A 22,474-nucleotide genomic window follows, 5' to 3' on the forward strand; every position below is an offset into this window, starting at 1 on the left:
CGCGCGCTGCGTTCGCGGTCTTCGGGCGGGATGCGGGCCCAGGCCTCGGTGAGCACCGGCCCCGGCAGCACGGAGTTGACCCGCACCTCGGGGGCTACGGCAACTCGTTCTACGCCGCCGCCGTCCAGTCCGGCACGCAGAGCTGGAAGGCCTGGCTGTTCGCCTCACTCGACTCGGGGAACGTGCTGACCGTCGACAAGCCGCCCGCGGCGCTCTGGGCCGGCACGGCGTTCGCGCGGATCTTCGGGTTCTCGAGTTTCACCGTGCTGGCCCCGCAAGCGCTGATGGGTGTCGCGTCCGTCGGGATCCTGTACCTGACGGTGAAGCGGACGTCCGGCCCGGTCGCCGGGCTCATGGCCGGGGCGATGCTTGCGGTGACGCCGGTCGCGGCGCTGATGTTCCGCTTCAACAACCCGGACGCGCTGCTGGTGCTGCTGATGGTGGCGGGCGCCTACTTCGTCGTGCGCGCCGCGGAAAAGGCGAGCCCCCGGTGGCTGGCGCTGGCCGGTGTCGCGCTCGGGTTCGGCTTCCTGACGAAGATGATGCAGGCGTTCCTGGTCCTGCCGGCGTTCGGGCTGGCGTACCTGCTCGCGGCGCCGACGTCGCTGGGCAAGAGGCTGCTGCACCTCGGCGGCGCGGTCGTCGCGCTGGTCGTGTCGGCGGGCTGGTACATCGCGCTGGTGGACCTGTGGCCGGCGGCGTCGCGGCCGTACATCGGCGGGTCCGAAGGGGACAGTCTGCTCGAACTGGCGTTGGGCTACAACGGTTTGGGCCGCATCTTCGGCGGCGAAGGCAACGGCGGCGGCATGGGTGGCGGCGGCATGGGCGGCAACACCGGGTTCGGCGGGTCGACGGGCCTGTTCCGGATGTTCGGCGCCAGCTTCGGCACGGAGATTTCCTGGCTGCTGCCGGCCGCGCTGATCGGCCTGGTGGCCGGGCTGTGGTTCACCCGGCGCGCGCCGCGGACGGATCGGACCCGGGCGGCGCTGCTGCTGTGGGGCGGCTGGCTGGTCGTCACGGCGGCGGTGTTCAGCTTCATGAGCGGCACCGTGCACCCGTACTACGCGGTGGCGCTGGCCCCGGCGATCGCCGCGCTGGTCGCGATCTCCGGCAGCGCGCTGTGGCGGGGCCGGGCGCACCTGGCACCGCGGGCGGCGCTGGCCGGGATGGTCGTGGCGACGGCGGTGTGGTCGTTCATCCTGCTGGACCGGACGCCGGAGTGGTTCCCGGCGCTGCGCTGGATCGTCGCGGTGCTGGGCGTGCTGGTGGGCACGGTGCTGGTGATGGGCGTGCCGGGCGCTCGCCGCACGGCCGCGGTGATCGCGGCGGCGGTGGTCCTGACGATCGGCGTGTCTTCGGCGGCGTACGGCGTCGAGACGGCTTCGGTGGCGCACAGCGGCTCGATCCCGACTTCGGGCCCGACGTCGAGTTCGATGGGCGGCTTCGGGGGCGGTTTCGACGAGTCGTCGAGCGCGATCGGGACGTTGCTGGCGCAGACGACGACGAAGTGGGCGGCGGCGACCACGGGTTCGCAGAGCGCGGCATCCCTGGAGCTGGCGAGCGGCAAGGCGGTGATCGGCATCGGCGGCTGGAGCGGCTCGGACCCGGCCCCGACGCTGGAGGAGTTCAAGGCGTACGTCGCGGCGGGCGAAGTCAAGTACTTCATCGAGGGCGGCCGCGGAGGCGGCCCGGGCGGCGGATCGTCGGAGATCACGGAGTGGGTGACGGCGAACTTCACCGCCACCACGGTCGACGGCCAGACGGTGTACGACCTGCAGAGCTGACGTTCCACGGCAAGGCCCTGGACGCCGGAGTACCCGGCTCCAGGCTTTGCCGTACCCTCCCGGCACCCGCATGGCGGACAGACGTTTCCCGAGCCGCGGCTTAAGATGGAATGTTCGCCGCGGGGAGGGAGCAGCGTGGCCGGTCTCGACCGCTCCGAAATCCACCTTGCCCAGCAATTGCACCAAGAGGGGCTTTCCCGCCCGGCGTCGATTCTGGCCATAGTCATGGCCACACGGGCCTACTCCCGTTCGGAGAACGATCTCGTGGAGATCGTCCGGCAGTATCCCGGGCTGGAATCCGCGGTCGACGCGCGCAGGGCGATCCAGGACCTACGTGCGCAAGGCTGGCTTGTCCAGCGTGAAGTCTACGGCAAGAAGCTGGTCGTCCAGGAGCCGGCGTTACGTACATTGATTGCAAATCGGCTGCGGCGACCGGAAGTCGAGAAACAGATTTCGAAGCTCCGAGTCGACCTCGCGGCCTACGTCGAGGTGGTGGGTTCCATGCCGGAAAGCGCCGTATTCCATTCTTACCTTCGGCTGCTGGAATCGGCACAGAACGAGATCTGCCTGCCCATGCTCGTCACCGCGCCGTACGAGGACACTGTCGAAGTGCTGCGCAATCGAGCACAGGCCGGAGTACGGGTCAGGATCCTGCTCGCGGAGCCGGCTCTCGCGGCCAGGATGCGATCAGCCAACGTCCGGTCGATCTCCGCCGAACGGATTCGCTTGTGGCAACGCTCCTTCCGCGACTGCCCCCACGCTTCGGTCCGTCTTTGCCGGACGGCAGAGGACATGGAGCTGGCGACGTGCTTTTCCGTCGACGGCCGCACTGTCCGCTTCGACATCTACGATCCCTACAGACAGCAGAGTCTCGAAGGCGTCATGCTCGAAGTAGCCTCGCCTCAGGGAATCACCCCGAACTTCGTCCGCATTTTCGTCAGGTTGTTCGACGAAGCTTGGTCACGTTCCGTCGGCATCGGCCAGCTCGCCCGCGTGGGACAGCTCCTGCTGCGCCCGTGGAAGCTGTGGCTCACGATCATCGTTCTCACGCTGGCACTCCTGCCGATCCGGCTCCCGCACTGGTCGGAAATCCTCATCGGGGTCAGTTGCGGTATCGCCGCGCCACTGATCATCGAGGACGGGCCGAAGGTCGGGAGAATGCTGCGCCGACGAGCAGGCTAGACAGCTCGTGGAAGCAGGTGGTGGCTGACGTCGCCGACGAGGTCGACCGTTGCCCGGCGTTCCGTGAAGCGCCAGCCGCTCTCGTCTCGGGTGAAGCGGTCCTCGTAACGGCCCGCCGCGATCGTCTGCAGTGGGAATCCGGGGACCGCCTGCAGCACCGTGAAGTATGCGCGCCCCGTCGCTGTGTCGCCCGACACCTCGAGCGCCAAGTTCGTCGTCACGTGCTTCGTGCGAGGCGTGCCGTCCTCGTACACGATCACCGTCTTGCGCAGCATCCGCTCGACCTCGGCGGCGCCCCGCAGCTCGCCGCTGCTGCCCGCGAACGTGCCCGATGCGAACAACTCGCCGACTCCCGCGAAGTCGCCCGCGTCGACCAGTGTCGCGTACGCAAAGACCAGGTTCTCCAGCGCGCGGTGATCGTCCACGGAAGCGATCGTACAGAGAAAGTATAGAAATCTTCCGTACCTTGGCAGCAACCGGCGGCAGGGGGCCGTCGCGGCAAGGGGGTACGCATGGATCGCCGTAGTCTGCTCAAAGCCGGGGCCGCCACCGTGGCCGGTGTTGCTCTCGCCTCGGCCACCACCGGTACCGCGCTGGCCGATACCGGGTTGCCGCCCGTTCCCGGGATGCTCGGGGACCGCCGGGCCAACGAACTCTGGTACCAGCTCGACGAAATCGCGCTCTACCACCCGTCCCAGGCCGTCACGGACGCCTACACCGCGCTTTCCGACCACCTGCTGGCGCACGCGCCGGAGGGGCTGTACGAGAAGTGGCGCGAGCTGAGCCGGGATCCGGCCTACCCGAAGAACTACGCCGAATTCGCCAAGCCCGTCGCACCGGCGCTCAGGACGCTCTCCACCCTGCAGCTCGACAACTTCGACCGCTTCTACCGCGGCGACGAAGCCGGTCTCGTCAAGGCGTTCGCCGACTTCGGCCAAGGCGTCCTCTACGACCCGCGGCGGGCGCCGGAAGAGTCGGAAGTGCACACGATGAACGGGAACCCGCCGGGCAGCTACCACTTCTGGCACGCGGTCCTGCGCGCCCAGACGGTCCTCGGCATCGACCGGCACCGGTGGGTGCGGATCGACCCGATGATCGGCTTCGCCTGGGCGCTGCAGTCCATCGCGAAACCCGACCACCGCCACGTCAACCCGGGCCTGCCGCGCGAACAGGTCCGCGCGCTGGCCCGGCACTGGCTGCCGCGCTCGCCCGCCCAGCTCGACCACGACTTCCAGTCGTCGCCCTACCCCGCCTGAGCGTCCAGCACCCGCTGGTACGCCGCCCGCAGCGCGGGGCCCGGGCCGACGCCGAGCCGCTCGTCGAGGAGGCGGCGGCCCTGGTGGTACACCGTCACCGCGTCCGCCGGCCGGCCGCTCGCGCAGAGCGCCGTCATCAGCAGGGCGCGGGCGCGTTCCCGCAGCGGGTGTTCGAGGACGAGCGCGGTCGCGTCGGGTACCGCGCGCAGGTGGTCGCCCGAGGCGATTTCGGCTTCGATACGGCCCTCCAGCGCCGCCAGCCGCAGCTCGTCGAACCGCGCCGCCTCGCCTGCGCGGAGCGGTTCGGCGATGTCGGCGAGCACCGGACCGCGCCAGAGCTCCAGTGCGGCGCGGAACACGCTCGCCGCGCGGGCCGGGCGGGCCGCGCGCAGCTCGTCGTGCCCCAGGTACGCCAGCCGCGAGAACTCCTCGGCGTCGACGGTCCCGCCCGGCGTCAGCAGGTAGCCGCCGCCGGTGCGGACGAGCCGCGCCGGGCGTCCGAGGGCTTTGCGCAAGCGGGAGACGTACGTGCAGACCTGCGCGTCGACCGTCGACGGCCGATCGCCGTCCCACAGCAGCGAAATCAGCCGCTCGTCGGGTACCACGCGGCCGCGGGCCAGCAGCAACGCGGCCAGCAGCGTGCGCGGCTTGCGCCCGCCGAGCGCGGCCGGGCGGCCGTCGGCGCGCGACACCGCCAGCGGCCCGAGAATCCGGAACTCCATCCCCACCCCCTTCCCAAGGTACGCGGAAAGTCTCAGCCGGTCCTTAGGTTGAGCGCGGATCATGGAGGTCAGAGGGGATGAGGAGGCCGCGATGATCACCACCCGTCCGGGTTACCCACGCTGGCACACCGCGAGCGCGCAGGGGCCGCGCTCACTCAACGCCGACGCCGTCGGGGCGTACGCCGCGGCCGGCGGGCCCGGCATCGCGTTCGCCCTCGCCGACGGCATCGGGGATGATCCCGCCGCCGCGCGCGCCGCCCGCATCGCCGCCGCGGCCGCCGCGCGCACGCCAGTCCACAAAGGACCGGTCGAGGCGGTGCTGGCCGCTCAGCGCGCGGTGCGCGAGCAGACGCTCGGGGACGCCGTGCTGGTGGTCGCCATGCCGGCCGAGCGCGGTGGCTACCGCATCGCCTGGGTCGGCGACGCCCGCGCGTACGCCTGGGACGGCACCACGCTGAGCCGCTTGACCACCGACCACACGCTCGCCGAGTTCTTCCGCGCCCGCCACCAGCCGGTGACGCCGAGGATGGAGCACGTCGTGACGACGAGCGTCCGCACCGCGGAAGCCCACGAGATCGGCACGGCGGAGACGCCGGGAGCGGGCCTGCTGCTGACGAGCGACGGCGTCCACAAGCCGCTGACCGGCAGCGGCATCCGGGCGGTGCTGGCCCAGCCGGGCACGGGCGCGGCGGAACTGGTGGAAGCCGCGCTGGCCCGGGGCGGCTCGGACAACGCGACCGCCCTCTACGTCGAGCCGTCGGAGGTCGACAGCACGACGGTGCGATTTCCCGTCGCCGCGTGAGCCCTAGGTGGCGCGCTTGAGCTGCCGGTATTCCCGCAGCACCAGCACGATGATCACCACATCGAGTGCGGCGAAGAACGGCAGTGCGATCGAATGCGTGTGCACGGCGCGAAAGATCTCATAGACGACGAATGCGGCAAGGATGACCGCCGCCACGGGGTACGCGCGGACGATCTTGCGGGCCAGAGCCCACACCAGGCCGAGCTTGATCAGGCCGTGAGCCAGCAGGTACGCGACGGCGAACGTCTTCGTGTCGCCGTGGAGGAAGTTCTCCGTCGCCGACTCGAGGTGGCGGGCCAGGGTGCCCGAGGGGTCGCCCAGCAGGTCGCGGGTGATGACCGCGTGGGTGAACCCGCTGACCGTCGAGGCCGGGATGAACGCCAGGATCAGGGCTCCGACGACCTGCAGCGCGCCGTCGAGGCCCTTGATCGCGATCGCGATGCGGAAGAACTTCTCGGTCGCCGTCGTGTTCGTCTCGGACATCGTGCCTCCTCCCCCACACTCTGCCGCAACCACTGGGGGTCCGCACCCGGGGACACCGGACGCCAGAGCAGAGGGCTGCCCCGATATCTGGGAACTCTCGATCGGGAACATGGCGAACGCGAGCTGCGCGAAACCTGGCTGCTCGAGCGGTTCCCGGCCCCCGCGCTACCGGGCTCGGCTAACGGCGTTGCTCACGAGCTGAGGCACTTTTCGCACCGTTCGTGCCGGGCTGTCCGGCCGGCCGGGTCCGTCCCGTAGAGCGGGTAGCAGGCCGCGCCGCAGATGGCCAGGTAGATCGGCCCGCACCGGAGGGGGTGCGGGCCGACCTGGTGGGCGACGGCCACTTCGCGCCGCCGTGCGCCCGCTTCGGGGAGCCAGCCGTCGTGCGGGAGGCCGGCCCGCACGTCGGCGTCGATCTCGTCGGCGCGGGCGATCAGGTCCGCGCCGAGGTCGGCGAGCCGCTCCCCGAGATCGCGGAGGATGTCGGGGCGCGGTGCCTCCTCTCCGACGGTCCTGGCCAGCCACGCCACATCCGGGACGAGCGACGCGTGCAGGTCGCGGATGCGCTCCAGCAACCGCCGGTCCCGGTCGGCGTCGTTCAGCACCGCGCCAGCCACGCCGCCTCGCATTCGGCGCAGGTCGGGTCGAACCAATGACCACCGAGCTGCGGCACGTCCTTCACCGCGACGGTCACTTCTTGCCCGCACAGAGCCACGAACTGTTCATCCGGACGCGGAGGGAACGGCCCGTTGAGCGCGTGGCGCTTCCCCTCCGCTTGCTGCCACCTCAACATGTGTCCAGTAAAACTGTCCGCTCCGGCGGACACCAACGCACCGAAGGGTGGTTCGCCCTACATCGCGGGCGGCGCCGAGGCGGTCCCCCAAGCCGTCGGCGTGTCACTCAGCCGGAACTCGATCCTGCCCGCCCGCAGCAGGTCCGCGTGCGAGATCCAGCTCCGCTCGTACCCGCGGTGCCCGATCCGGACGTCCTTTGTGTACTGCAGCTTCCCCGCGGCGGCACCGGGCGCCGAGATCTCGATCTTGCGTCCGCCGGCCGGCCGGATCTCGACCTTCTCGAACATCGGCGTGCTCAACAGGTACGTCCCGGAACCCGGCTGGGCTTCGAACACGCCCGCCATGCCGAAGACGAGCCACGACGAGATCGTGCCGAGGTCGTCGTTGCCCGGCATGCCGTACGGCGTGTCCGTGAACAACGTCCGCGCCGCGCGCAGCACCGCCGAGGTCTTCCACGGCGCACCGGTCCAGCTGTACATCCACGGTGCGTGCAGGTCCGGTTCGTTGTTCGGGTTGAACGCGAAGTTGTTGTGGTAGTCGTACGCGCCGTGGACCCAGGAGTCCTTGGCCGCCTTCGCCGGTTCGGTCAGCAGCAGCGGCAGGTCGAAGAACGTGTCGAGCCGCTTCTCCGCCTGGGCCGGGCCACCCATCAAGGCGAACAGCTGCGCCGTGTCCTGCTGGGCGAGCCACTGGTACTGCCACGGCGTTCCCTCGTGGAAGCCGGTCGACTGGGCGGGATCCGGGTCGCCGACGCCGGTGCCGTCCGCCGCGCGCGTGCGGGGGAAGCCCGTGAACCCGTGGGATTCGACGCCGGTGTCCCACAGCTTCGCGAAGTTGCCGCAGCGCGCGGAAAGGGTCGCTGCCTTGTCGCGGTAGCCCAGGCCGGAAGCCATGGTCGACAGCGCGCAGTCGGCGAGGGCGTACTCGAGGGTCGCCGAGCCGGCCTGGCGCGTGTCGCCGTAGGTGTAGCCCGGCAGGTCCTGGTAGCCGATCCAGCCGTTCCGCACGTACGTCGGGTTGCCGTCGCGGCCGCGGAAGATCGACTGGTCCGCCGGGACTTCGTTGGCGTTGCGCCACAACGCGTCGAAGAGCCGGCGCGCGGTCTTGTCGTCCAGGAGCCCGCGGCGGTAGTTGTCGACCACCCACGGCGTGACGGGGTCGCCGCTCATCACGTTCGTCTCGCCGCCGGCCAGCGCCCAGCGCGGCACCCAGCCGCCGTCCTGGTAGACCTTGAGGACGGACTTGGTCATGTCCGCCGCCTTGTCCGGGTGCAGCAGCGCCACCAGCTGGTTCTGCGAGCGGTAGGTGTCCCACAGCGAGAACATCTGGTAATACGTGTCGCGGCTGCGGTGGACCCGGTCGTCGAAGCCGCGGTACGAACCGTCCACATCGGACCCGACGGACGGGTGCAGCAGCGACCGGTACAGCGCGCTGTAGTACGTGCGCTGGTCGGCGGTCGTCCCGCCGGCGACGCGCATCCGGTCCAGCTCGGCTTCCCACGTGTCGTGGGCGGCTTTCCGCGCCTTGTCGAACGACTTGGGCTGCTCGGCGCCGCGGTTGAGCCGGGCGCCGTCGATCGAGGTGTAGGACAGCCCGACCGAGGCACCGACCTGGTTCTTCTCGGTGCCGAAGGTGAGCCAGGCGCCGGTGCGCTGGCTGCCGAGCTTCGCGTCCCGCTGGTTCGGCGTCAGCTTGCCGTCGGTCCAGGTGCCGAAGCCGGTGAACTTCCGGTCGAACTTGGCGCTGAAGAAGACCTTGTACCGCTCCTTCTGCGTTTCCCAGCAGAAGTTGCCGCCCTGCAGCCAGCCCTCGACGGTGTCGTCCCCGACGACGTGGACGTCGCCGGCATAGGTGTAGCCGTTGCTCTCGCCGACCTCGATGAGGACGTTTTCGCCGGCCGCTCCGCCGGGGAAGGTGTAGCGGTGCTGGCCCGTGCGCTGGGTGGCGGTCAGCTCGGCGTCGATGCCGTTGGCGAGCTTGACGCCGTAGTACCCCGGCTGCCGGGTCTCGTCGGCGTGGCTGAACTTCGCGCCGTACTTCGCGGGATCGCTGCTGGTGACGGCGCCAGTGGTGGGCATGAACCGGAAGTTGCCCATCGTCTGGCAGCCGACGCCGGAGAGGTGGGTGTGGCTGAAGCCGAGCGTGGTGTCCTGCGCGTAGTCGTAGGACGCGTACTTCTTGAGCTGCGTGTCCGGGGACAGCTGCACCATCCCGAAGGGGGTGGTGGCGCCCGGGAAGGTGGTGCCGTCCCCGTTGTTGCCGATCGAGGTGTCGACGAGCGTGGTGGGGTCGTCGGCGAACCGCACGCCCGCCTCGGCGGGGGTCGCGAGGGCCATGGTGGTGGCCCCGGCGAGCAAAGTGGCCAGGACGCGTGTCCGCGCTCTCATCCGTGTCCTCCTGACAACGTTGTCACATGCACGGTGGGATCTTTTCCGTTGTCCGGTGGACAAATCAACCCCCGGAAAGCCTTGAACCTGACGTCGCGTCAGGTTCTACGGTCGAGGCGTGAGCGAACGCAGGTGGAGCATCGGCCAGCTGGCGAAGGCCGGCGGCGTCACGGTCCGCACGTTGCACCACTACGACCGGATCGGCCTGGTCTCCCCCGGCGAACGGACGCCGGCCGGGCACCGGCGGTACCTCGAGGCGGACGTGCGCCGGCTCTACCGGGTCCGGACTCTGTGCGGGCTGGGGCTTTCCCTGGACGAGGTGGCAGTCGTCCTGCGGAACGCGACGGACGACCCCGGTGGGCTGCGTGGCCTGCTGACCGCGCAGCTCGCCGACCTGGAGGCCAGGGCCGCGCGCATCGAGGAGTCGGCCCGGCGGCTCCGGGGCCTGCTCGCCCGGCTGGCCGAGGACGCCATGCCGGGCCCGGAGCAGTTCCTCGCCGCCCTGGAACCGATGTCCGTCGACGCCGGCCGCTACCTGTCCGCCACCCAGCTCGCGACGATCACCGGACGGGCCGCGCAACTGGGCAGCGGCGCGATCGAGACGCTGAAGACCGAATGGCTCGCGCTGTTCGGCCGGCTTCGGCAGCACCTGCTCGACGGGACTCCGGTCGACGACCCGGCCGTGCAGGAACTGGTCGCGCGCTGGCGGGCGACGGCGGCCGCGTTCCACCCCGGCGAGCGCTCGTTCGAGGCGGCGACCACGGCGCTGTGGGAGGACAACCGCGCCGGGCTGGGCCGGGAGCTCGACGAGCGCCTCGGCTGGTCCGGGCCGGGCGGCGCCGCCGAAGTCGTGGATTACCTGCGCAAAGCCCGCGCCGCGGGCGAAGACGAGAAGGACGGGTGAATGGACGTCGACATCACCGGCTGGCTCCGGGAGAACATCGTGCGCCTGCGGACGCTCGAGCCGGAAGCGGGCTACACCGGGCTCGAGCCGTTGCGCGACATCGTCGGCGACGCCCGGGTCGTCGCCATCGGCGAGAGCACGCACCGGGTGCACGAGTTCTACCAGCTCCGCCACCTGGTGACCCGGTTCCTGGCCGAGGAACTGGGGTTCACCGGGTTCGCGATGGAGTCCGGTTTCCCGGAAGGCTGGGCGGTGCACGACTGGGTGCTCGGCGGCGACGGTGACCTGGACCGGCTCCTGCGCACCGGGATCACCTACCACATGGGCCAGTGCGCGGAGATGCGTGACCAGCTGCGGTGGATGCGCGAGCACAACCGCACCCACGACCGCAAGATCCGCTTCTACGGCATGGACATCCCGGACTCCAGCGCGTCCGCCCGGCCCGGGGTCACCGCGGCGTTGGCGTTCCTGGACGAAGCCGACCCGGACTACGCCGCGGCGGCTCGCAAGAACCTGCTGCCGCTGTTCGACTACCTGCCGGCCGACCGGACCGGACTGGCCTGGGCCGCGCCGGCGATCCAGGCCTACCTGGCGCTGGGCACCGCCCACCGCCACGAGCTGACCGCCCGGATCGGCGAGCTGACCGAACGCCTCCGCGCCCTGCGCGTCCCCTACTCCACTGTGGACGCAGCACGGGCCGACATCGCGTTGCAGTGCGCGGTCACCGCCCGGTACGCGGACGCCTTCCTGGCTAACATGGCCGCCGCGCCGGGGCGCACCTACCGGGGCGCCAACGTCCGGGACGCGGCGATGGCCGACAACGTCGAGTGGATCCTCGCCCGGGAGGACCGCGTCGTCGTCGGGGCGGCGAACGGGCACCTGCAGCGCTGGCCGTACCGCGTGCCGCCGATCATCAACGAGGAACAGGTGATGCTCGGCCAGCACCTGGCCCGCTCGCTCGGCGACCGGATGGTGGTCATCGCCACCACCTCCAACGGCGGCCGCGTGTTCAGCCACCGGCCGCTGCCGGACGGGCCGCCCGGCCACACCGAGGTGTTCTACGAGGACATCGCCCCCGGCACCGACCCGACCGATCTGGACGTCGTGCTCTCCAGTGCCGGTGCGCCGCTCGCCCTGCTCGACCTGCGCGAAGTCCCCGGCGAGGGCGAGGTGGCCCGCCGCTTCGCCGAGATCGACGGCACCCGGCAGGGCCCGTACAAGCAGCTGGTGAACCCGCTCGCCGCGTTCGACGCCGTCGTGCACATCGACCAGGTCACCCCCTGGCGGACGTTCATCGGCTCCGCGGGGCACCGCGTCGGAGGGTAGCCGGATGCTGCACGCTCACGCCGAGGTCAGACCTGGTACGTGACGTGCCCGTCGACGATCGTCGCCGTCACCGGGAGGGCACGCAGGTCCGCCGGGGACAGCGTCGCCGGGTCGGTGGCCGTCACCATCAGGTCCGCGAGGTCGCCCACCGCCACTCCGCGACGGCCGCCGGAGGACGCCGCCAGGGCGTCGGCGAACGGGATCGCCTGCTCCGGGTGCCACGGCGGGCGGTCGTCGTCCGTGCGGGAGATCGCCGAGGCGATGCCGTCCCAGGGGTCCAGGGGCGCCACCGGGGCGTCCGAACCGAACTCCAGGCGGGCACCCGACTCCAGCAGCGACCGGTACGGGAACGCCCGCTCGGTCCGCCCGTGCCAGTGGCGGTCGGCGACGTCGCGGTCGTCCGGCTGGTGCGCCGGCTGGACCGCCGCGATCACGCCCAGGGCAGCGAAGCGGGGAACGTCGGACGGCGAGAGCAGCTGGGCGTGTTCGATGCGGCCCGGGCAGCCGACCGCCTCGAAGGCGTCCAGCGCGATCGTGTTCGCCCGGTCCCCGATGGCGTGCACCGCCGGGAGCAGCCCGTGGTCGAACGCCCGCCGCATCAACGGGATCAGTTCGTCCGGCGGCAGTTCCAGCGAGCCGGGTGAATCCACGCCGGGGTACGGGTCGTGGCAGTAGGCCGTGCGCGTGTTGAGGGAACCGTCCACGAACAGCTTGAACGGCCCGACCGTCAGCCGCCCGCCGGAGTCCGGGAGGACGTCGCCGGTGCGGTGGCCGCGCTCGATGGTCTGGTCCAGGAGGTGTTTCGCGATGACGCACGAGATCCGGGCCGCCGGGGTACCGCGGCGGGTCCAGTCCGCCACGGTGTCCGCGTATTCATAGTCGACGATCTGCGTCACCCCCCGCGCGGCCGCCGCGGCCACCGCTTCCGCCACCCACCGGTCCTGGACGTCGATCGCCGCCGTGGGGAGCTGGGCCGTGGCGCTCATGCAGTCGCCCTCCAGCAGGACGCCCGTCGGGTGGTCGCGGCCGATCAGCTTCAGCGCCGCCGGGCTCAGCCACAGCGTGTGCAGGTCCGCGCTGAACAACGCGACCGCGCGCCCGGGCAGCGCGCGCTGCAGCAGGTCCTTGTGCGGCTTGTCCGGCCAGAGCCCGTCGCGGAAACCGGCGCCCACGACGAGTTCCGTCTGCGGCGCCGGGGTCGCCAGCAGGTGCGCGAGCAGCAGCTCGATCGCCTCCCCCGCCGAGCGCGCCGCGTCGAGGGGGATGCGACGCCGGAACGTCGCCCACTGCACCACGTGGACGTGCGCGTCGACCAGCCCCGGCAGCAGCGTCCCGCCGTGCCCGTCGACCACCCGCGCGGCGAACCCGGTGGAACCCGGCTCGGTGATCGACGTGATCCGGCCGTCGGTCACCCGGACGTCGGCGAGGTCGCCGCCGAGGCCGGGCCGGACGCGGCGCAGCAGGAGATCGTCCATGCGGACCACCTTGCCAGCCGGACCCGTCCGGGTGAAGCACGGCTTGAGATGCGGAACAACCGGGTATTCCCCTAGCGTTGGAACAGATGGCAGCCGTCGCCCGCCGAAGGGTCAGGGCCGGTTCAGGAGCGCCGCCTTCACAAGCCGCGCAGGGTTCGACTCCCTCGGTTGCCGCCAAAGCCCGGTTCAGCCGACCGGCATGTCCCGCCGCCGCAACGCGAACAGCCCGGCCGCGCCCGCCACCGCGGCGATCGCGGCCAGCCAGAGCGCCGGTGCGAGCGAGAACGCCCCGCCCGGCAACCTCGCCAGGTGCTGGAACGGCGAAATCCCGAGCACCACCGAACTCCACTGCAACGCGGTCCCCACCAGCGACAGCAACAGGAACGCCGCCAGCAGCCCCCAGGCCGCCGCCGCGAACCGGGGCAGGAAGCCGATCAGCAACGCCGCCAGCCCGGTCAGCACCCAGACCGCGGGCAGCTGGGCCAGTGCCGCCGGGACCAGCCCGAAACCGCTCCCGTACGCCAGTCCCGTCGTCCAGCCGGTGACCACCAGCACGAACGCCGGCCCGAAGAAGGCGAACGCCAGGTGCGCCAGCGCCCAGCCGACGCGCCCGACCGCCGTCGCCAGGATCGGTTCCGCCCGGCCCGCCGCTTCTTCCGCACGCAGCTTCAGCGTGGCCTGCACCGCGTGACCCGCCGCCGCCAGGCCGAACAGCGTCATCGTCCCGGCCAGGTACGCGTCCATCACCGCGCCACCGCCGCCCATGCGCGAGAACACGTCCGCGACCGCCCGGTTGTCCCGCATCAGGTCCGCCACGTTCTGCGCGACCCCGCCCATCAGCAACCCGACGAGCCCCAGGCAGACGGTCCAGACCAGCAGCGACCCGCGCTGCAGCCGCCAGGCCAGGGCCAGCGGCGAGCGCAGGGACGCCGTCGCCTCGGAACGCCCGAGCCGTGCGGGCAGCAGCGCCGCGCCGAGGTCACGCCGGGCGGACAACGCCACGGCCGCCACCACGAACAACGCCGTCGCGGCGATGCCCAGCGCGAGCACCCACCACTGTTCCCCCGCGAACGGCCGCAGCCGGTGCGCCCAGCCGATCGGCGACAGCCACGCGAGCCAGCCCGCCGAGCCGCTGCTGTCCCCGGCCGCGCGCAGCAGGAACGCCAGCACGAGCGCCCCGATCCCGATGCCCCGCGCCCCGCTCGCGCCCCAGGTGAGCTGAGCCGCGACGGCGCCGACACCGGCGAACACCCAGCCCGCCAAGGAAAACCCGAGCCCCAGCGCGAGCGCGCCGGCGAACGGCACGCCCTGCGCGGCGACGCCGAACGCGGTCAGCAGGCCGAATACCAGGCACGCACCGCAGGCGGCGAGCACTGCGGCGGCCAGCCCCGCGTGCCGGCCGACGACGGTGGCGCCGGTGAGCTCACGACGTCCCGCCTCCTCCTCGGTCCGGGTGTGCCGGACCACGGTGAGCATCGCGATCAGGCCCACCACCACCGGCACGAACCCGCACTGCCAGGCCAGCAGGTTCCCCGGCGACGAGCCGTACAGCGGGCCGTTGCGCACGACGAAGGTCGCGCTCGAGGCGTTGAGGTCGTAGAAGTGCTGCCGCGCCGCGGCATCCGGGTACGCCGCCTTGATCGACGACAGGTAGCCGACCGGCGCGAGCGCGAGACCGGCGATCCACAACGGCATGAGCAGCCGGTCGCGGCGCAGCACCAGCCGCAGCAGCGCCCAGGTGCCCCTCATCGCGCCACTCCGACCGGTTCGTCGTGGCGGTAGTGGCGCAGGAACAGCTCTTCGAGCGTCGGCGGGCGGCTCACCAGGCTCCGCAGCCCGGCCCCGGCGAGGTGCCGCATCACGTCGTCCAGCGCCGTCTGGTCCACCGACAGGTGGACGTGCGAGCCGTACGAGCTCAAGTCGTGCACGCCCGGCAGCGAGCCCAGGTCCGCGGGGACCCGCGCGAGGGAGGCGTCGATGGTGATCCGGCCCAGGTGCCGCAGCTCGTCCAGGGTGCCCGACTCGACCGTGCGGCCGGCCCGGACGATCGTGACGCGGTCGCACAGCGCCTCGACCTCGGAAAGGATGTGCGAGGACAGCAGCACCGTCCGGTCGCCGCGTTCGCGTTCTTCCGCGACGACTTCCCGGAACACCTCCTCCATCAGCGGGTCGAGCCCGGACGTCGGTTCGTCGAGGACCAGCAGCTCCACATCGGACGCGAGCGCGGCGACGAGCGCGACCTTCTGCCGGTTGCCCTTCGAGTAGGTCCGGCCCTTCTTGCGCGGGTCGAGGTCGAAGCGCTCGATCAGCTCGGCGCGGCGAGCGGTGTCGAGACCGCCGCGCAGCCGGCCGAGCAGGTCGATCACCTCGCCGCCGGTGAGGTTGGGCCAGAGCGTGACGTCGCCCGGGACGTACGCGAGCCGCCGGTGCAGCTCGGTGGCGTCGGTCCAGGGGTCGCCGCCGAGCAGGGTGGCGCGGCCGCCGTCGGCGCGCATCAGCCCCAGCAGGACGCGGATCGTGGTGGTCTTGCCGGCACCGTTGGGCCCGAGGAAGCCGTGCACCTCGCCGGTGTGGACGGTCAGGTCGAGCCCGTCGAGGGCTTTCGTCCGGCCGAACGCCTTGGTGAGGCCGTCGGCGGTGATCGCGTCGGCCATCGTCATCCCTTCCGTCGGTACGCGGCCAGCGATTCACTGGCCTTCTTCAGTGCTTCGGGAGCGGCGAGCGGGTGGGTGAACAGGTACCCGGCGGCCAGCGACATGCGCAGCATCGCTTCGTGGGTACCGGGTTCCTCGCCGAGCGCGCGGGCGACGTGGTCCTGCAGGATCATCATCCCGCCGGTCATGGCGGCCAAGGCGGCCGCGCAGGCACGCGGGTCCGGCATGCCGAGGCCCTGCTCTCGAAACCAGCGCTCGGTGCCGTCGACGATCTCGGTGAACTGGGCGGCGGCGGCCGCGGAGCCGTCGATCATCGCCCGGCCCAGGTACCGGCGGAAGAGCAGCTGGCGCGGGTCGAACGTCGGGACGAAGCCCGGATCCGCCTCCCCCTTGGCGAGCGCCTCCTCCTTGAACTTCATCAGCTCGTCGAAGACGTACGTGTCACACGCTTCGCGCAGGCCGTCCTTGGAGCCGAAGTGGTGGCGGATCAGGCCACCGGAGACGCCGGCTTCCTCGGCGATGTCCAGGATCGACGTCTTCTCCATGCCGCGCTCGGTGAAGAGCTTGATTGCGGCGTCGCGGATCCGGGCCCGGGCGGTGAGGTCGTTCATCGAAGTCCTATACGTGCGTGTAGTCGACTACACGAGAATATAGCCCACTATACGCGCGTGTAGCAATGGGGAAAGCTGGCCGTTCGACAGGCGTTCCCGTGACCGCCTAACCGGGCAGTCGATTACTCCATTTGGCTCGCAACCAATTGCGGTCTATGGGCTAACTGTCTGATTGCTGACGAAGATCCCACCCTGTGTACTGCTCGGTACGCATCTCTTCACGAAGGGTCGTTTCAGTGACACAGCACAGATCGCGCTGGAGACGGCGGGCCGGGATCACCGTCCTCGCCACCGCACTCGGCGCCTCCGTCCTCGGCGTCGCCGTCCCGGTGGCCTCCGCCCAGCAGGCCCCGCCCACCAGCGGCGCGGCCGACGGCAAGACCCTCGACGAGCACGACCGCGCGCTCGTCGCCGAAGCCGAGAAGGCCGGCAAGCCCGACGTCACGCTGCTGATCGCGGCGGAAAAGGGCCAGACCGGCACCGCGGTGAACGAGCTCAAGGCCCTCGGCGGCGTCGTCCAGTCCACCGACACGAAGCTCGACTACGTCAAGGTCAGCATCCCGCCGGCCAAGGCGGAGAAGGCCGCGAAGCTCAAGTCGGTCAACGCCGTCGACGTCGACGGGCTCATCGTGCGCGACGACCCGAAGCCCGACGGCGCGACCACCCCGCTGCCGCAGCCGGCGCCGGGCAAGAACACCCCGCGCGTCAACCCGTACCTGCCGACCGGGGACACCTATGCGGCGCAGTTCGGCCAGGTCCTGCCCAACTGGGACGGCAAGGACACCACGGTCGCGGTGCTCGACTCCGGCGTCGACCTCGACTCCCCCGCGCTGGCCACCACCAGCCACGGCGAACGCAAGATCGTCGACTGGTACAACGCCAACGCCACCAACTCCGGCGACGGCACCTGGGTCAAGCAGTCCACCGCGACCTACACCGGCACGTTCACCTCGAACGGCCGCACCTGGACGGCCCCGGCGACCGGTGGCCCGTACACCTTCGGCCTCTTCGGCGAGACCGCCGGCGACCTGGGCGCCGCGGACAGCGAGACCGGCGGTGACCTCAACCGCGACGGCGACCGCGCCGACTCCTGGGGCGTGCTGCTCGACCCCGCCACCAAGGAGGTCCGGGTCGACCTCAACGGCAACGGCGACTTCACCGACGAGAAGCCGATGACCGACTACAACAAGAAGTACGACGTCGGCTTCTTCGGCACCGACAACCCGGCGACCGACATCGCCGAGCGGATGGCCTTCGTGGTCCAGACCGACAAGCCGGGCTTCGTCGGCATCGGCATCGCCGGTGCGGAGCACGGTTCGCACGTCGCCGGCATCGCCGCCGGCAACGACCTGTTCGGCGGCAAGATGGACGGCGCCGCCCCGGGCGCGAAGGTGCTGGCCGTCAAGGTGTGCCTCACCAGCGCCGGCTGCACGTCGTCCGGCCTGATCGACGGCGTCGTCTACGCGGCCAGCCACGGCGCCGACGTCATCAACATCTCGATCGGCGGCCTGCCGGCCCTCAACGACGGCAACAACGCCCGCGCGGAGCTCTACAACCGCACGATCGCCGAGTACAACGTCCAGATCTTCATCTCGGCCGGCAACAGCGGCGCCGGGGCGAACACGGTCGGCGACCCGTCGGTGGCCACGGACGCGATCTCGGTCGGCTCCTACATCACCAAGGAGACCTGGCTGTCGAACTACGGCTCGGTCACCAAGAACCCCGAGTCGATGCACCCGTTCTCCTCGCGCGGCCCGCGTGAGGACGGCGGGTTCAAGCCGGACATCATCGCGCCCGGCGCGGCCATCGCCACCGTCCCGCGGTGGGAGCAGCCGACCCCGGTTGCCGGTACGTACACCCTGCCCGCCGGCTACGCGATGCTGCAGGGCACGTCGATGGCGGCGCCGCAGGCGACCGGCGCGGCGGCTCTGCTGGTGAGCGCGTACAAGGCGACGCACAACGGCCAGCGCCCGCCGGTGGCGCAGCTGCGCGCGGCGATCAAGTCGACCGCGCGGTTCGTGCCGGGCATCGGCGCGTACGCCCAGGGCGCGGGCCTGTTCAACGTCCCGGCCGCGTTCGTCGCGCTGTCGCTCAACCCGAAGCCGGACGCGGTTTCCACGTCGGTCGAGGTGCACACCGCGCTGTCGGGCCTGCTGGCCAAGCCGAACACGGGCGTGGGCATCCACGACCGCGAGGGCGTGACCGCGGGCAAGGCCTACACCCGGACGTACACGATCACCCGCACCACGGGCTCGGCGCACCCGGTGCCGTACTTCGTGCGGTGGGTCGGCAACGACGGCACGTTCTCCTCCGGTTCGACGGTGGTCCTGCCGCTGAACGCGCCGGTTTCGTTCAAGGTGGACGTGAACCCGAAGGGCACCGGGGTCCACTCGGCGCTGCTCTACCTGGACAACCCGCTCACGATCGGCATCGACGTGCAGACCCTGAACACGGTCTTCGCGCCGCAGGAGTTCGCCGCCGGCAAGGGTTTCCAGGTCGACAACACGGGCAAGGCCGCCCGCAACCAGGCGACCAGCTACTTCGTGCGGGTGCCGCAGGGCGCCAGCGCGCTGAAGGTGGACCTGGACGCCGGCGCCGGCGCTCCGGGCAAGGGCCAGGTGCGGTTCCTGCGGTACGACCCGACCGGTGTCCCGGCCGAGGCCAGCACCGCGACGACCGCGTGCTACCTGCCCGACGCGGGTGCGGGCTGCGCCGGCGGCACGCCGACCAGCCGGACGATCGCCAACCCGCTCCCGGGCGTGTGGGAGATCGTCGTCGAGGCACGCCGGACGTCCGATGTGGCCGAAGCGCCGTACAAGCTGTCGGCTTCGGTGCTGGGCACGGCGATCTCGCCGAACCCGGACACCATCGCCTCGGCCACGGTGGGCACGCCGATCGCGCGGTCCTACACCGTGCAGAACACGCTCGGCGCGTTCACCGGCAAGCTGACCGGGGCGACGCTGGGCAGCGCGAAGACGCAGCGGCCGTCCATCGCCGAGGGCGCGCAGCAGCAGTACCAGATCCCGGTGACGGCCGGCTCGCAGTCGCTGACCGTCACGATCGGCAAGACGTCCGACGTCGGCGCCGACCTCGACCTGGTGCTGTACAACTGCACGACCGGCTCCTGCGTGCAGGCGGCGGTGAGCGCGGACGGTGACTCGGAGGAGTCGGTGACCGTGCCCAACCCGGCGGCTGGTGTCTGGGTCGCGCTGGTGGACGGCTACGCGGTGCCGGCCGGCACCACGGAGTACGACTACCTCGACGTGTTCACCAACCCGGCCTTCGGGTCGGTCGCGGTGAACGACGCCAACGCCCTGCGCGCGTCGGGCAGCTCGTGGACCGTGCCGGCGACGGTGACGGCCGCGAGTGCCCCGGCCGCGGGCCGGACCCTGCGCGGTCAGCTGACCGTGCAGACCGACACGGGCGTCACGGTCGGCACCTCGCTGGTGCAGATCACCGCGGTGAGCTAGTTCCCAAGTCCGTGGAGGCCGCCTCGCTCGGGGCGGCCTTCACGGCTTTCTAGGCCTCTTGCGCCCGGGTGACGAAGGGCGCCGGGTCGGCCAGGACGCGGTGGATGACCCGGCCCGCGGCCCCGAGCGTGGCCGCGTCGCCGCCCAGGCGGGAGGCGGTCAGGTACGGGGGCGTGCCGCGCAGGCCGCCCAGGCGCTTCGCCAAGACCTCCGACACCGGCCCGGACAGCCACGGGTACAGCTGCGTGAACACCCCGCCCAGCACGATGCGGTCGAGGTCCAGCAGGTTCACCGCCGACGTCAAGGCGATGCCGAGCGCTCGCCCGGCCGCCGCGCACGCCGCCAGCGCCGTCTCGTCGCCGCGCTCGAGAGCGGCCAGCAACGCCGGGACCGAGGCCGCCTTCCCCGCCGCCAGCAAGGCTTCCTGCCCGGCGTAGGTCTCCAGGCAGCCGCTGCCGCCACACCGGCACGGCGCTCCCTCCGGGGCGACCACCACGTGCCCCAGCTCGCCGGCCAGGCCCGTCGCGCCCGAATACAGCACGCCGCCGACCACCAAGCCCGCGCCGATGCCGATTTCCCCCGACACGTAGAGGAAGTCGCGTTCGCCGTCGCCGTACCAGAGCTCGCCCAGCGCCGCCAGGTTCGCCTCGTTGTCCAGCTCGACCGGGATCGGCAGGCGCAGCAGGTCGGCCGGGCGGACGTCCTGCCAGCCGAGGTTGGGGGCGCTGAACAGCACGCCGTCGCCGACCGGACCGGACACCGCCAGCACCGCGCCCGCCGCTTCCAGCCCCAGCCGGTGGGCCTCGGCGAGAGCCTCCGACGCCAGCTCCTGCAGCTCCCCCAGCACCTTCTTGGGCCGGGCGCCGCGGTTGTCGCGGTCGCGGCGCACGGCGACCCGGACCGCGCCGGTCAGGTCGAGCACGCGCACCGCGAGGTAGTCGACGTTGATCTCCAATCCCAGCGACGCCACCCGCGCCCCGCTCAGCACGACCTCGACCCCGGGCCGCCCGCGTTCGCCCGCCCGCGCCGGGCCCGTCTCGGCGAGCAGGCCGGCCTCCACCAGGTCGCCGACCAGCTTCGAGACGGTCGACTTGGTCAGGCCGGTGACCTCGGCGAGCGCGGCCCGGGTCAGCGGGCCCCCGCGGCCGACCGCGCCGAGCACGACCTCGAGGTTGCGGGCGCGCATCTCCTCGTGCCGCACGGCCTGCGTCATCGTGTCCTCCCGCGAAGCACTGTAACCCCGGCCTCTTGACGCCGGGGACCCCCGCGGCGCATATTTAGTCTACAACGTGAACTAAATGAAGGGACAGTCATGAGCGACTACGCTCCCCAGCCGGCCGACAAGTTCACCTTCGGCCTCTGGACCGTGGGCTGGCCCGCCAACGACCCGTTCGGCGTCGCGACGCGGGCGCCGCTGGACCCGGTCGAGAGCGTGCACCGGCTCGCCGAGCTGGGCGCCTACGGCGTGACCTTCCACGACGACGACCTGCTGGCCACCGAGCCGGACCGCGACAAGGCGATCGAGCGCTTCCGCAAGGCGCTCGCCGAGACCGGCCTCAAGGTCCCGATGGCCACGACGAACCTGTTCACCCACCCGGTGTTCAAGGACGGCGGCCTGACCAGCAACGACCGGGACGTCCGCCGGTACGCGCTGCGGAAGGTGCGCCGCAACCTCGACCTGGCGGCCGAGCTGGGCGCCGAGACCTACGTCGTCTGGGGCGGTCGTGAAGGCGCCGAGTCCGACGCGGCGAAGGACGTCCGCGCGGCGCTGGACCGCTACAAGGAAGGCCTCGACCTGCTCGCCGACTACGTCGTCGAGAAGGGCTACAACCTGCGGTTCGCCCTGGAGCCCAAGCCGAACGAGCCGCGCGGTGACATCCTGCTGCCGACGATCGGGCACGCGCTCGGCTTCATCTCGCAGCTCGCGCGGCCGGAGCTGTTCGGGCTCAACCCGGAGGTCGGCCACGAGCAGATGGCCGGGCTGAACTTCGTGCACGGCATCTCGCAGGCGCTGTGGCAGGGCAAGCTGTTCCACATCGACCTCAACGGCCAGCACGGCCCGAAGTACGACCAGGACCTGATCTTCGGCCACGGCGACCTGAAGAGCGCGTTCTTCCTGGTCGACCTGCTGGAGAACGGCGGCTACGAGGGCCCGCGGCACTTCGACTACAAGCCGCTGCGCACCGAGGACGCCGCGGACGTCTGGGTGTCCGCGGCCGCGAACATGCGGACGTACCTGATCCTCAAGGAGAAGTCGGCGGCGTTCCGGGCCGACCCGGAGGTCGTCGAGGCCCTCGCCGCGTCGCGGGTCCCGGACCTCTCGACGCCGACGCTCGCCCCGGGCGAGACGTTCGACGACGTCCTGAACGACGAGTTCGACCTCGACGCGGCGGCCGCGCGCGGCTACCACTTCACCCGGCTCAACCAGCTCGCCCTGGAACACCTGCTCGGCGTGCGCTGACCCACAGCCGACGGCGGCCCGGCTCGCGGGAGGGGCCGCTGCGGTGTCGCGAATGACTCATTGGGGACCTCCCACCGGCCCGAAGAGGTATATTGGGCGGTGTCGGGGCGCGCGGGGGACACCCCCCCCGGGGGCGGAGGCGCCCCCCCCGGGCGCGCGCGAC

The 22,474-nt window shown here is 71.5% G+C and carries 19 protein-coding genes; 8 read left to right on the forward strand and 11 right to left on the reverse strand.

Going from position 1 to position 22,474, the window contains the following annotated elements; all coding sequences use genetic code 11:
* Both ACWDN5_RS38300 and ACWDN5_RS38305 read left to right on the forward strand, forming a co-directional pair.
* The coding region (locus tag ACWDN5_RS38300) for a glycosyltransferase family 39 protein (RefSeq protein ID WP_449679723.1) at nt 1-1,784 on the forward strand (1,784 nt) is incomplete at its 5' end.
* A 135-nt stretch (nt 1,785-1,919) separates the two neighbouring features.
* On the forward strand, nt 1,920-2,966 hold the full coding sequence (locus ACWDN5_RS38305; RefSeq protein WP_449679724.1) for a hypothetical protein: 1,047 nt from the start codon (nt 1,920-1,922) through the stop codon (nt 2,964-2,966).
* Here the strand turns inward: ACWDN5_RS38305 and ACWDN5_RS38310 are convergent.
* Nucleotides 2,963-3,391, reverse strand: a complete 429-nt coding sequence (locus ACWDN5_RS38310) for a nuclear transport factor 2 family protein (protein ID WP_449679725.1) — start codon at nt 3,389-3,391, stop codon at nt 2,963-2,965. The two genes, ACWDN5_RS38305 and ACWDN5_RS38310, sit on opposite strands and share 4 nt — an antisense overlap.
* Nucleotides 3,392-3,478: 87 nt before the next feature.
* Between ACWDN5_RS38310 and ACWDN5_RS38315 the strand changes: the two genes are divergently transcribed.
* Nucleotides 3,479-4,222 (forward strand): hypothetical protein, encoded by a 744-nt coding sequence (locus ACWDN5_RS38315; RefSeq protein WP_449679726.1) that lies wholly within the window; start codon nt 3,479-3,481, stop codon nt 4,220-4,222.
* Here ACWDN5_RS38315 and ACWDN5_RS38320 read toward each other — a convergent pair.
* The gene (locus tag ACWDN5_RS38320; protein ID WP_449679727.1) at nt 4,210-4,944 is read right to left on the reverse strand and encodes an AfsR/SARP family transcriptional regulator; all 735 of its coding nucleotides are present in this window, start codon (nt 4,942-4,944) and stop codon (nt 4,210-4,212) included. The two genes, ACWDN5_RS38315 and ACWDN5_RS38320, sit on opposite strands and share 13 nt — an antisense overlap.
* 91 nt (nt 4,945-5,035) lie before the next feature.
* On the opposite strand from ACWDN5_RS38320, the gene ACWDN5_RS38325 reads away from it, so the two are divergent.
* On the forward strand, nt 5,036-5,746 hold the full coding sequence (locus ACWDN5_RS38325; protein ID WP_449679728.1) for a PP2C family protein-serine/threonine phosphatase: 711 nt from the start codon (nt 5,036-5,038) through the stop codon (nt 5,744-5,746).
* A 3-nt stretch (nt 5,747-5,749) separates the two neighbouring features.
* Here the strand turns inward: ACWDN5_RS38325 and ACWDN5_RS38330 are convergent, their stop codons facing one another.
* From ACWDN5_RS38330 to ACWDN5_RS38345, 4 genes are all read right to left on the reverse strand, one after another.
* Nucleotides 5,750-6,229 carry a DUF2127 domain-containing protein gene (locus tag ACWDN5_RS38330; protein WP_449679729.1) on the reverse strand — a complete coding sequence of 160 codons (480 nt, stop codon included), beginning with the start codon at nt 6,227-6,229 and terminating at the stop codon, nt 5,750-5,752.
* Nucleotides 6,230-6,420: 191 nt separating this feature from the next.
* The gene (locus ACWDN5_RS38335) at nt 6,421-6,846 is read right to left on the reverse strand and encodes a hypothetical protein (protein ID WP_449679730.1); all 426 of its coding nucleotides are present in this window, start codon (nt 6,844-6,846) and stop codon (nt 6,421-6,423) included.
* Nucleotides 6,828-7,022 carry a zinc finger protein gene (locus ACWDN5_RS38340; RefSeq protein WP_310972237.1) on the reverse strand — a complete coding sequence of 65 codons (195 nt, stop codon included), beginning with the start codon at nt 7,020-7,022 and terminating at the stop codon, nt 6,828-6,830. The genes ACWDN5_RS38335 and ACWDN5_RS38340 overlap by 19 nt, the downstream gene beginning before the upstream one ends.
* A 57-nt stretch (nt 7,023-7,079) precedes the next feature.
* The gene (locus ACWDN5_RS38345; RefSeq protein ID WP_449679731.1) at nt 7,080-9,410 is read right to left on the reverse strand and encodes a GH92 family glycosyl hydrolase; all 2,331 of its coding nucleotides are present in this window, start codon (nt 9,408-9,410) and stop codon (nt 7,080-7,082) included.
* A gap of 118 nt (nt 9,411-9,528) precedes the next feature.
* Here ACWDN5_RS38345 and ACWDN5_RS38350 point away from each other — a divergent pair, with 118 nt between their 5' ends.
* Nucleotides 9,529-10,314 carry a MerR family transcriptional regulator gene (locus ACWDN5_RS38350; RefSeq protein WP_449679732.1) on the forward strand — a complete coding sequence of 262 codons (786 nt, stop codon included), beginning with the start codon at nt 9,529-9,531 and terminating at the stop codon, nt 10,312-10,314.
* Entirely contained in the window at nt 10,315-11,640 is a 1,326-nt protein-coding gene (locus ACWDN5_RS38355; RefSeq protein ID WP_449679733.1) for an erythromycin esterase family protein, read from the forward strand. It begins immediately after the preceding gene.
* 26 nt (nt 11,641-11,666) lie between these two features.
* On the opposite strand, the gene ACWDN5_RS38360 is transcribed toward ACWDN5_RS38355, so the two are convergent.
* The 4 genes from ACWDN5_RS38360 to ACWDN5_RS38375 all read right to left on the reverse strand — a co-directional run bounded on the left by ACWDN5_RS38360 (nt 11,667) and on the right by ACWDN5_RS38375 (nt 16,380).
* Nucleotides 11,667-13,115 (reverse strand): amidohydrolase, encoded by a 1,449-nt coding sequence (locus tag ACWDN5_RS38360; RefSeq protein ID WP_449679734.1) that lies wholly within the window; start codon nt 13,113-13,115, stop codon nt 11,667-11,669.
* A gap of 186 nt (nt 13,116-13,301) precedes the next feature.
* Nucleotides 13,302-14,864 (reverse strand): ABC transporter permease, encoded by a 1,563-nt coding sequence (locus ACWDN5_RS38365; protein WP_449679735.1) that lies wholly within the window; start codon nt 14,862-14,864, stop codon nt 13,302-13,304.
* Nucleotides 14,861-15,769 carry an ABC transporter ATP-binding protein gene (locus ACWDN5_RS38370; RefSeq protein WP_449679736.1) on the reverse strand — a complete coding sequence of 303 codons (909 nt, stop codon included), beginning with the start codon at nt 15,767-15,769 and terminating at the stop codon, nt 14,861-14,863. The genes ACWDN5_RS38365 and ACWDN5_RS38370 overlap by 4 nt, the downstream gene beginning before the upstream one ends.
* Before the next feature lie 2 nt (nt 15,770-15,771).
* Entirely contained in the window at nt 15,772-16,380 is a 609-nt protein-coding gene (locus ACWDN5_RS38375; protein ID WP_310972227.1) for a helix-turn-helix domain-containing protein, read from the reverse strand.
* A gap of 236 nt (nt 16,381-16,616) precedes the next feature.
* Here ACWDN5_RS38375 and ACWDN5_RS38380 point away from each other — a divergent pair, with 236 nt between their 5' ends.
* Nucleotides 16,617-19,850: a S8 family serine peptidase gene (locus tag ACWDN5_RS38380; protein ID WP_449679737.1), complete on the forward strand. Its 3,234-nt coding sequence runs from the start codon at nt 16,617-16,619 to the stop codon at nt 19,848-19,850.
* A gap of 49 nt (nt 19,851-19,899) precedes the next feature.
* Here the strand turns inward: ACWDN5_RS38380 and ACWDN5_RS38385 are convergent, their stop codons facing one another.
* The gene (locus ACWDN5_RS38385) at nt 19,900-21,063 is read right to left on the reverse strand and encodes an ROK family transcriptional regulator (RefSeq protein WP_310972224.1); all 1,164 of its coding nucleotides are present in this window, start codon (nt 21,061-21,063) and stop codon (nt 19,900-19,902) included.
* A 99-nt stretch (nt 21,064-21,162) separates the two neighbouring features.
* Here ACWDN5_RS38385 and xylA point away from each other — a divergent pair, with 99 nt between their 5' ends.
* Nucleotides 21,163-22,311: a xylose isomerase gene (gene xylA / locus ACWDN5_RS38390; RefSeq protein WP_449679738.1), complete on the forward strand. Its 1,149-nt coding sequence runs from the start codon at nt 21,163-21,165 to the stop codon at nt 22,309-22,311.
* The last annotated feature ends 163 nt before the right edge of the window (nt 22,312-22,474 follow it).

The sequence above is a fragment of the Amycolatopsis sp. NPDC003731 genome (genome assembly GCF_053586895.1).

Bases quoted from the DNA above. Each gene is read 5' to 3' on its own strand.
- ACWDN5_RS38370 (WP_449679736.1), bottom strand. From the start codon at position 15,769: ATGGCCGACGCGATCACCGCCGACGGCCTCACCAAGGCGTTCGGCCGG.
- ACWDN5_RS38330 (WP_449679729.1), bottom strand. From the start codon at position 6,229: ATGTCCGAGACGAACACGACGGCGACCGAGAAGTTCTTCCGCATCGCG.
- ACWDN5_RS38360 (WP_449679734.1), bottom strand. From the start codon at position 13,115: ATGGACGATCTCCTGCTGCGCCGCGTCCGGCCCGGCCTCGGCGGCGAC.
- ACWDN5_RS38375 (WP_310972227.1), bottom strand. From the start codon at position 16,380: ATGAACGACCTCACCGCCCGGGCCCGGATCCGCGACGCCGCAATCAAG.
- ACWDN5_RS38325 (WP_449679728.1), top strand. From the start codon at position 5,036: ATGATCACCACCCGTCCGGGTTACCCACGCTGGCACACCGCGAGCGCG.
- ACWDN5_RS38345 (WP_449679731.1), bottom strand. From the start codon at position 9,410: ATGAGAGCGCGGACACGCGTCCTGGCCACTTTGCTCGCCGGGGCCACC.
- ACWDN5_RS38340 (WP_310972237.1), bottom strand. From the start codon at position 7,022: ATGTTGAGGTGGCAGCAAGCGGAGGGGAAGCGCCACGCGCTCAACGGG.
- ACWDN5_RS38315 (WP_449679726.1), top strand. From the start codon at position 3,479: ATGGATCGCCGTAGTCTGCTCAAAGCCGGGGCCGCCACCGTGGCCGGT.
- ACWDN5_RS38320 (WP_449679727.1), bottom strand. From the start codon at position 4,944: ATGGAGTTCCGGATTCTCGGGCCGCTGGCGGTGTCGCGCGCCGACGGC.
- ACWDN5_RS38385 (WP_310972224.1), bottom strand. From the start codon at position 21,063: ATGACGCAGGCCGTGCGGCACGAGGAGATGCGCGCCCGCAACCTCGAG.
- ACWDN5_RS38365 (WP_449679735.1), bottom strand. From the start codon at position 14,864: ATGAGGGGCACCTGGGCGCTGCTGCGGCTGGTGCTGCGCCGCGACCGG.
- xylA (WP_449679738.1), top strand. From the start codon at position 21,163: ATGAGCGACTACGCTCCCCAGCCGGCCGACAAGTTCACCTTCGGCCTC.
- ACWDN5_RS38355 (WP_449679733.1), top strand. From the start codon at position 10,315: ATGGACGTCGACATCACCGGCTGGCTCCGGGAGAACATCGTGCGCCTG.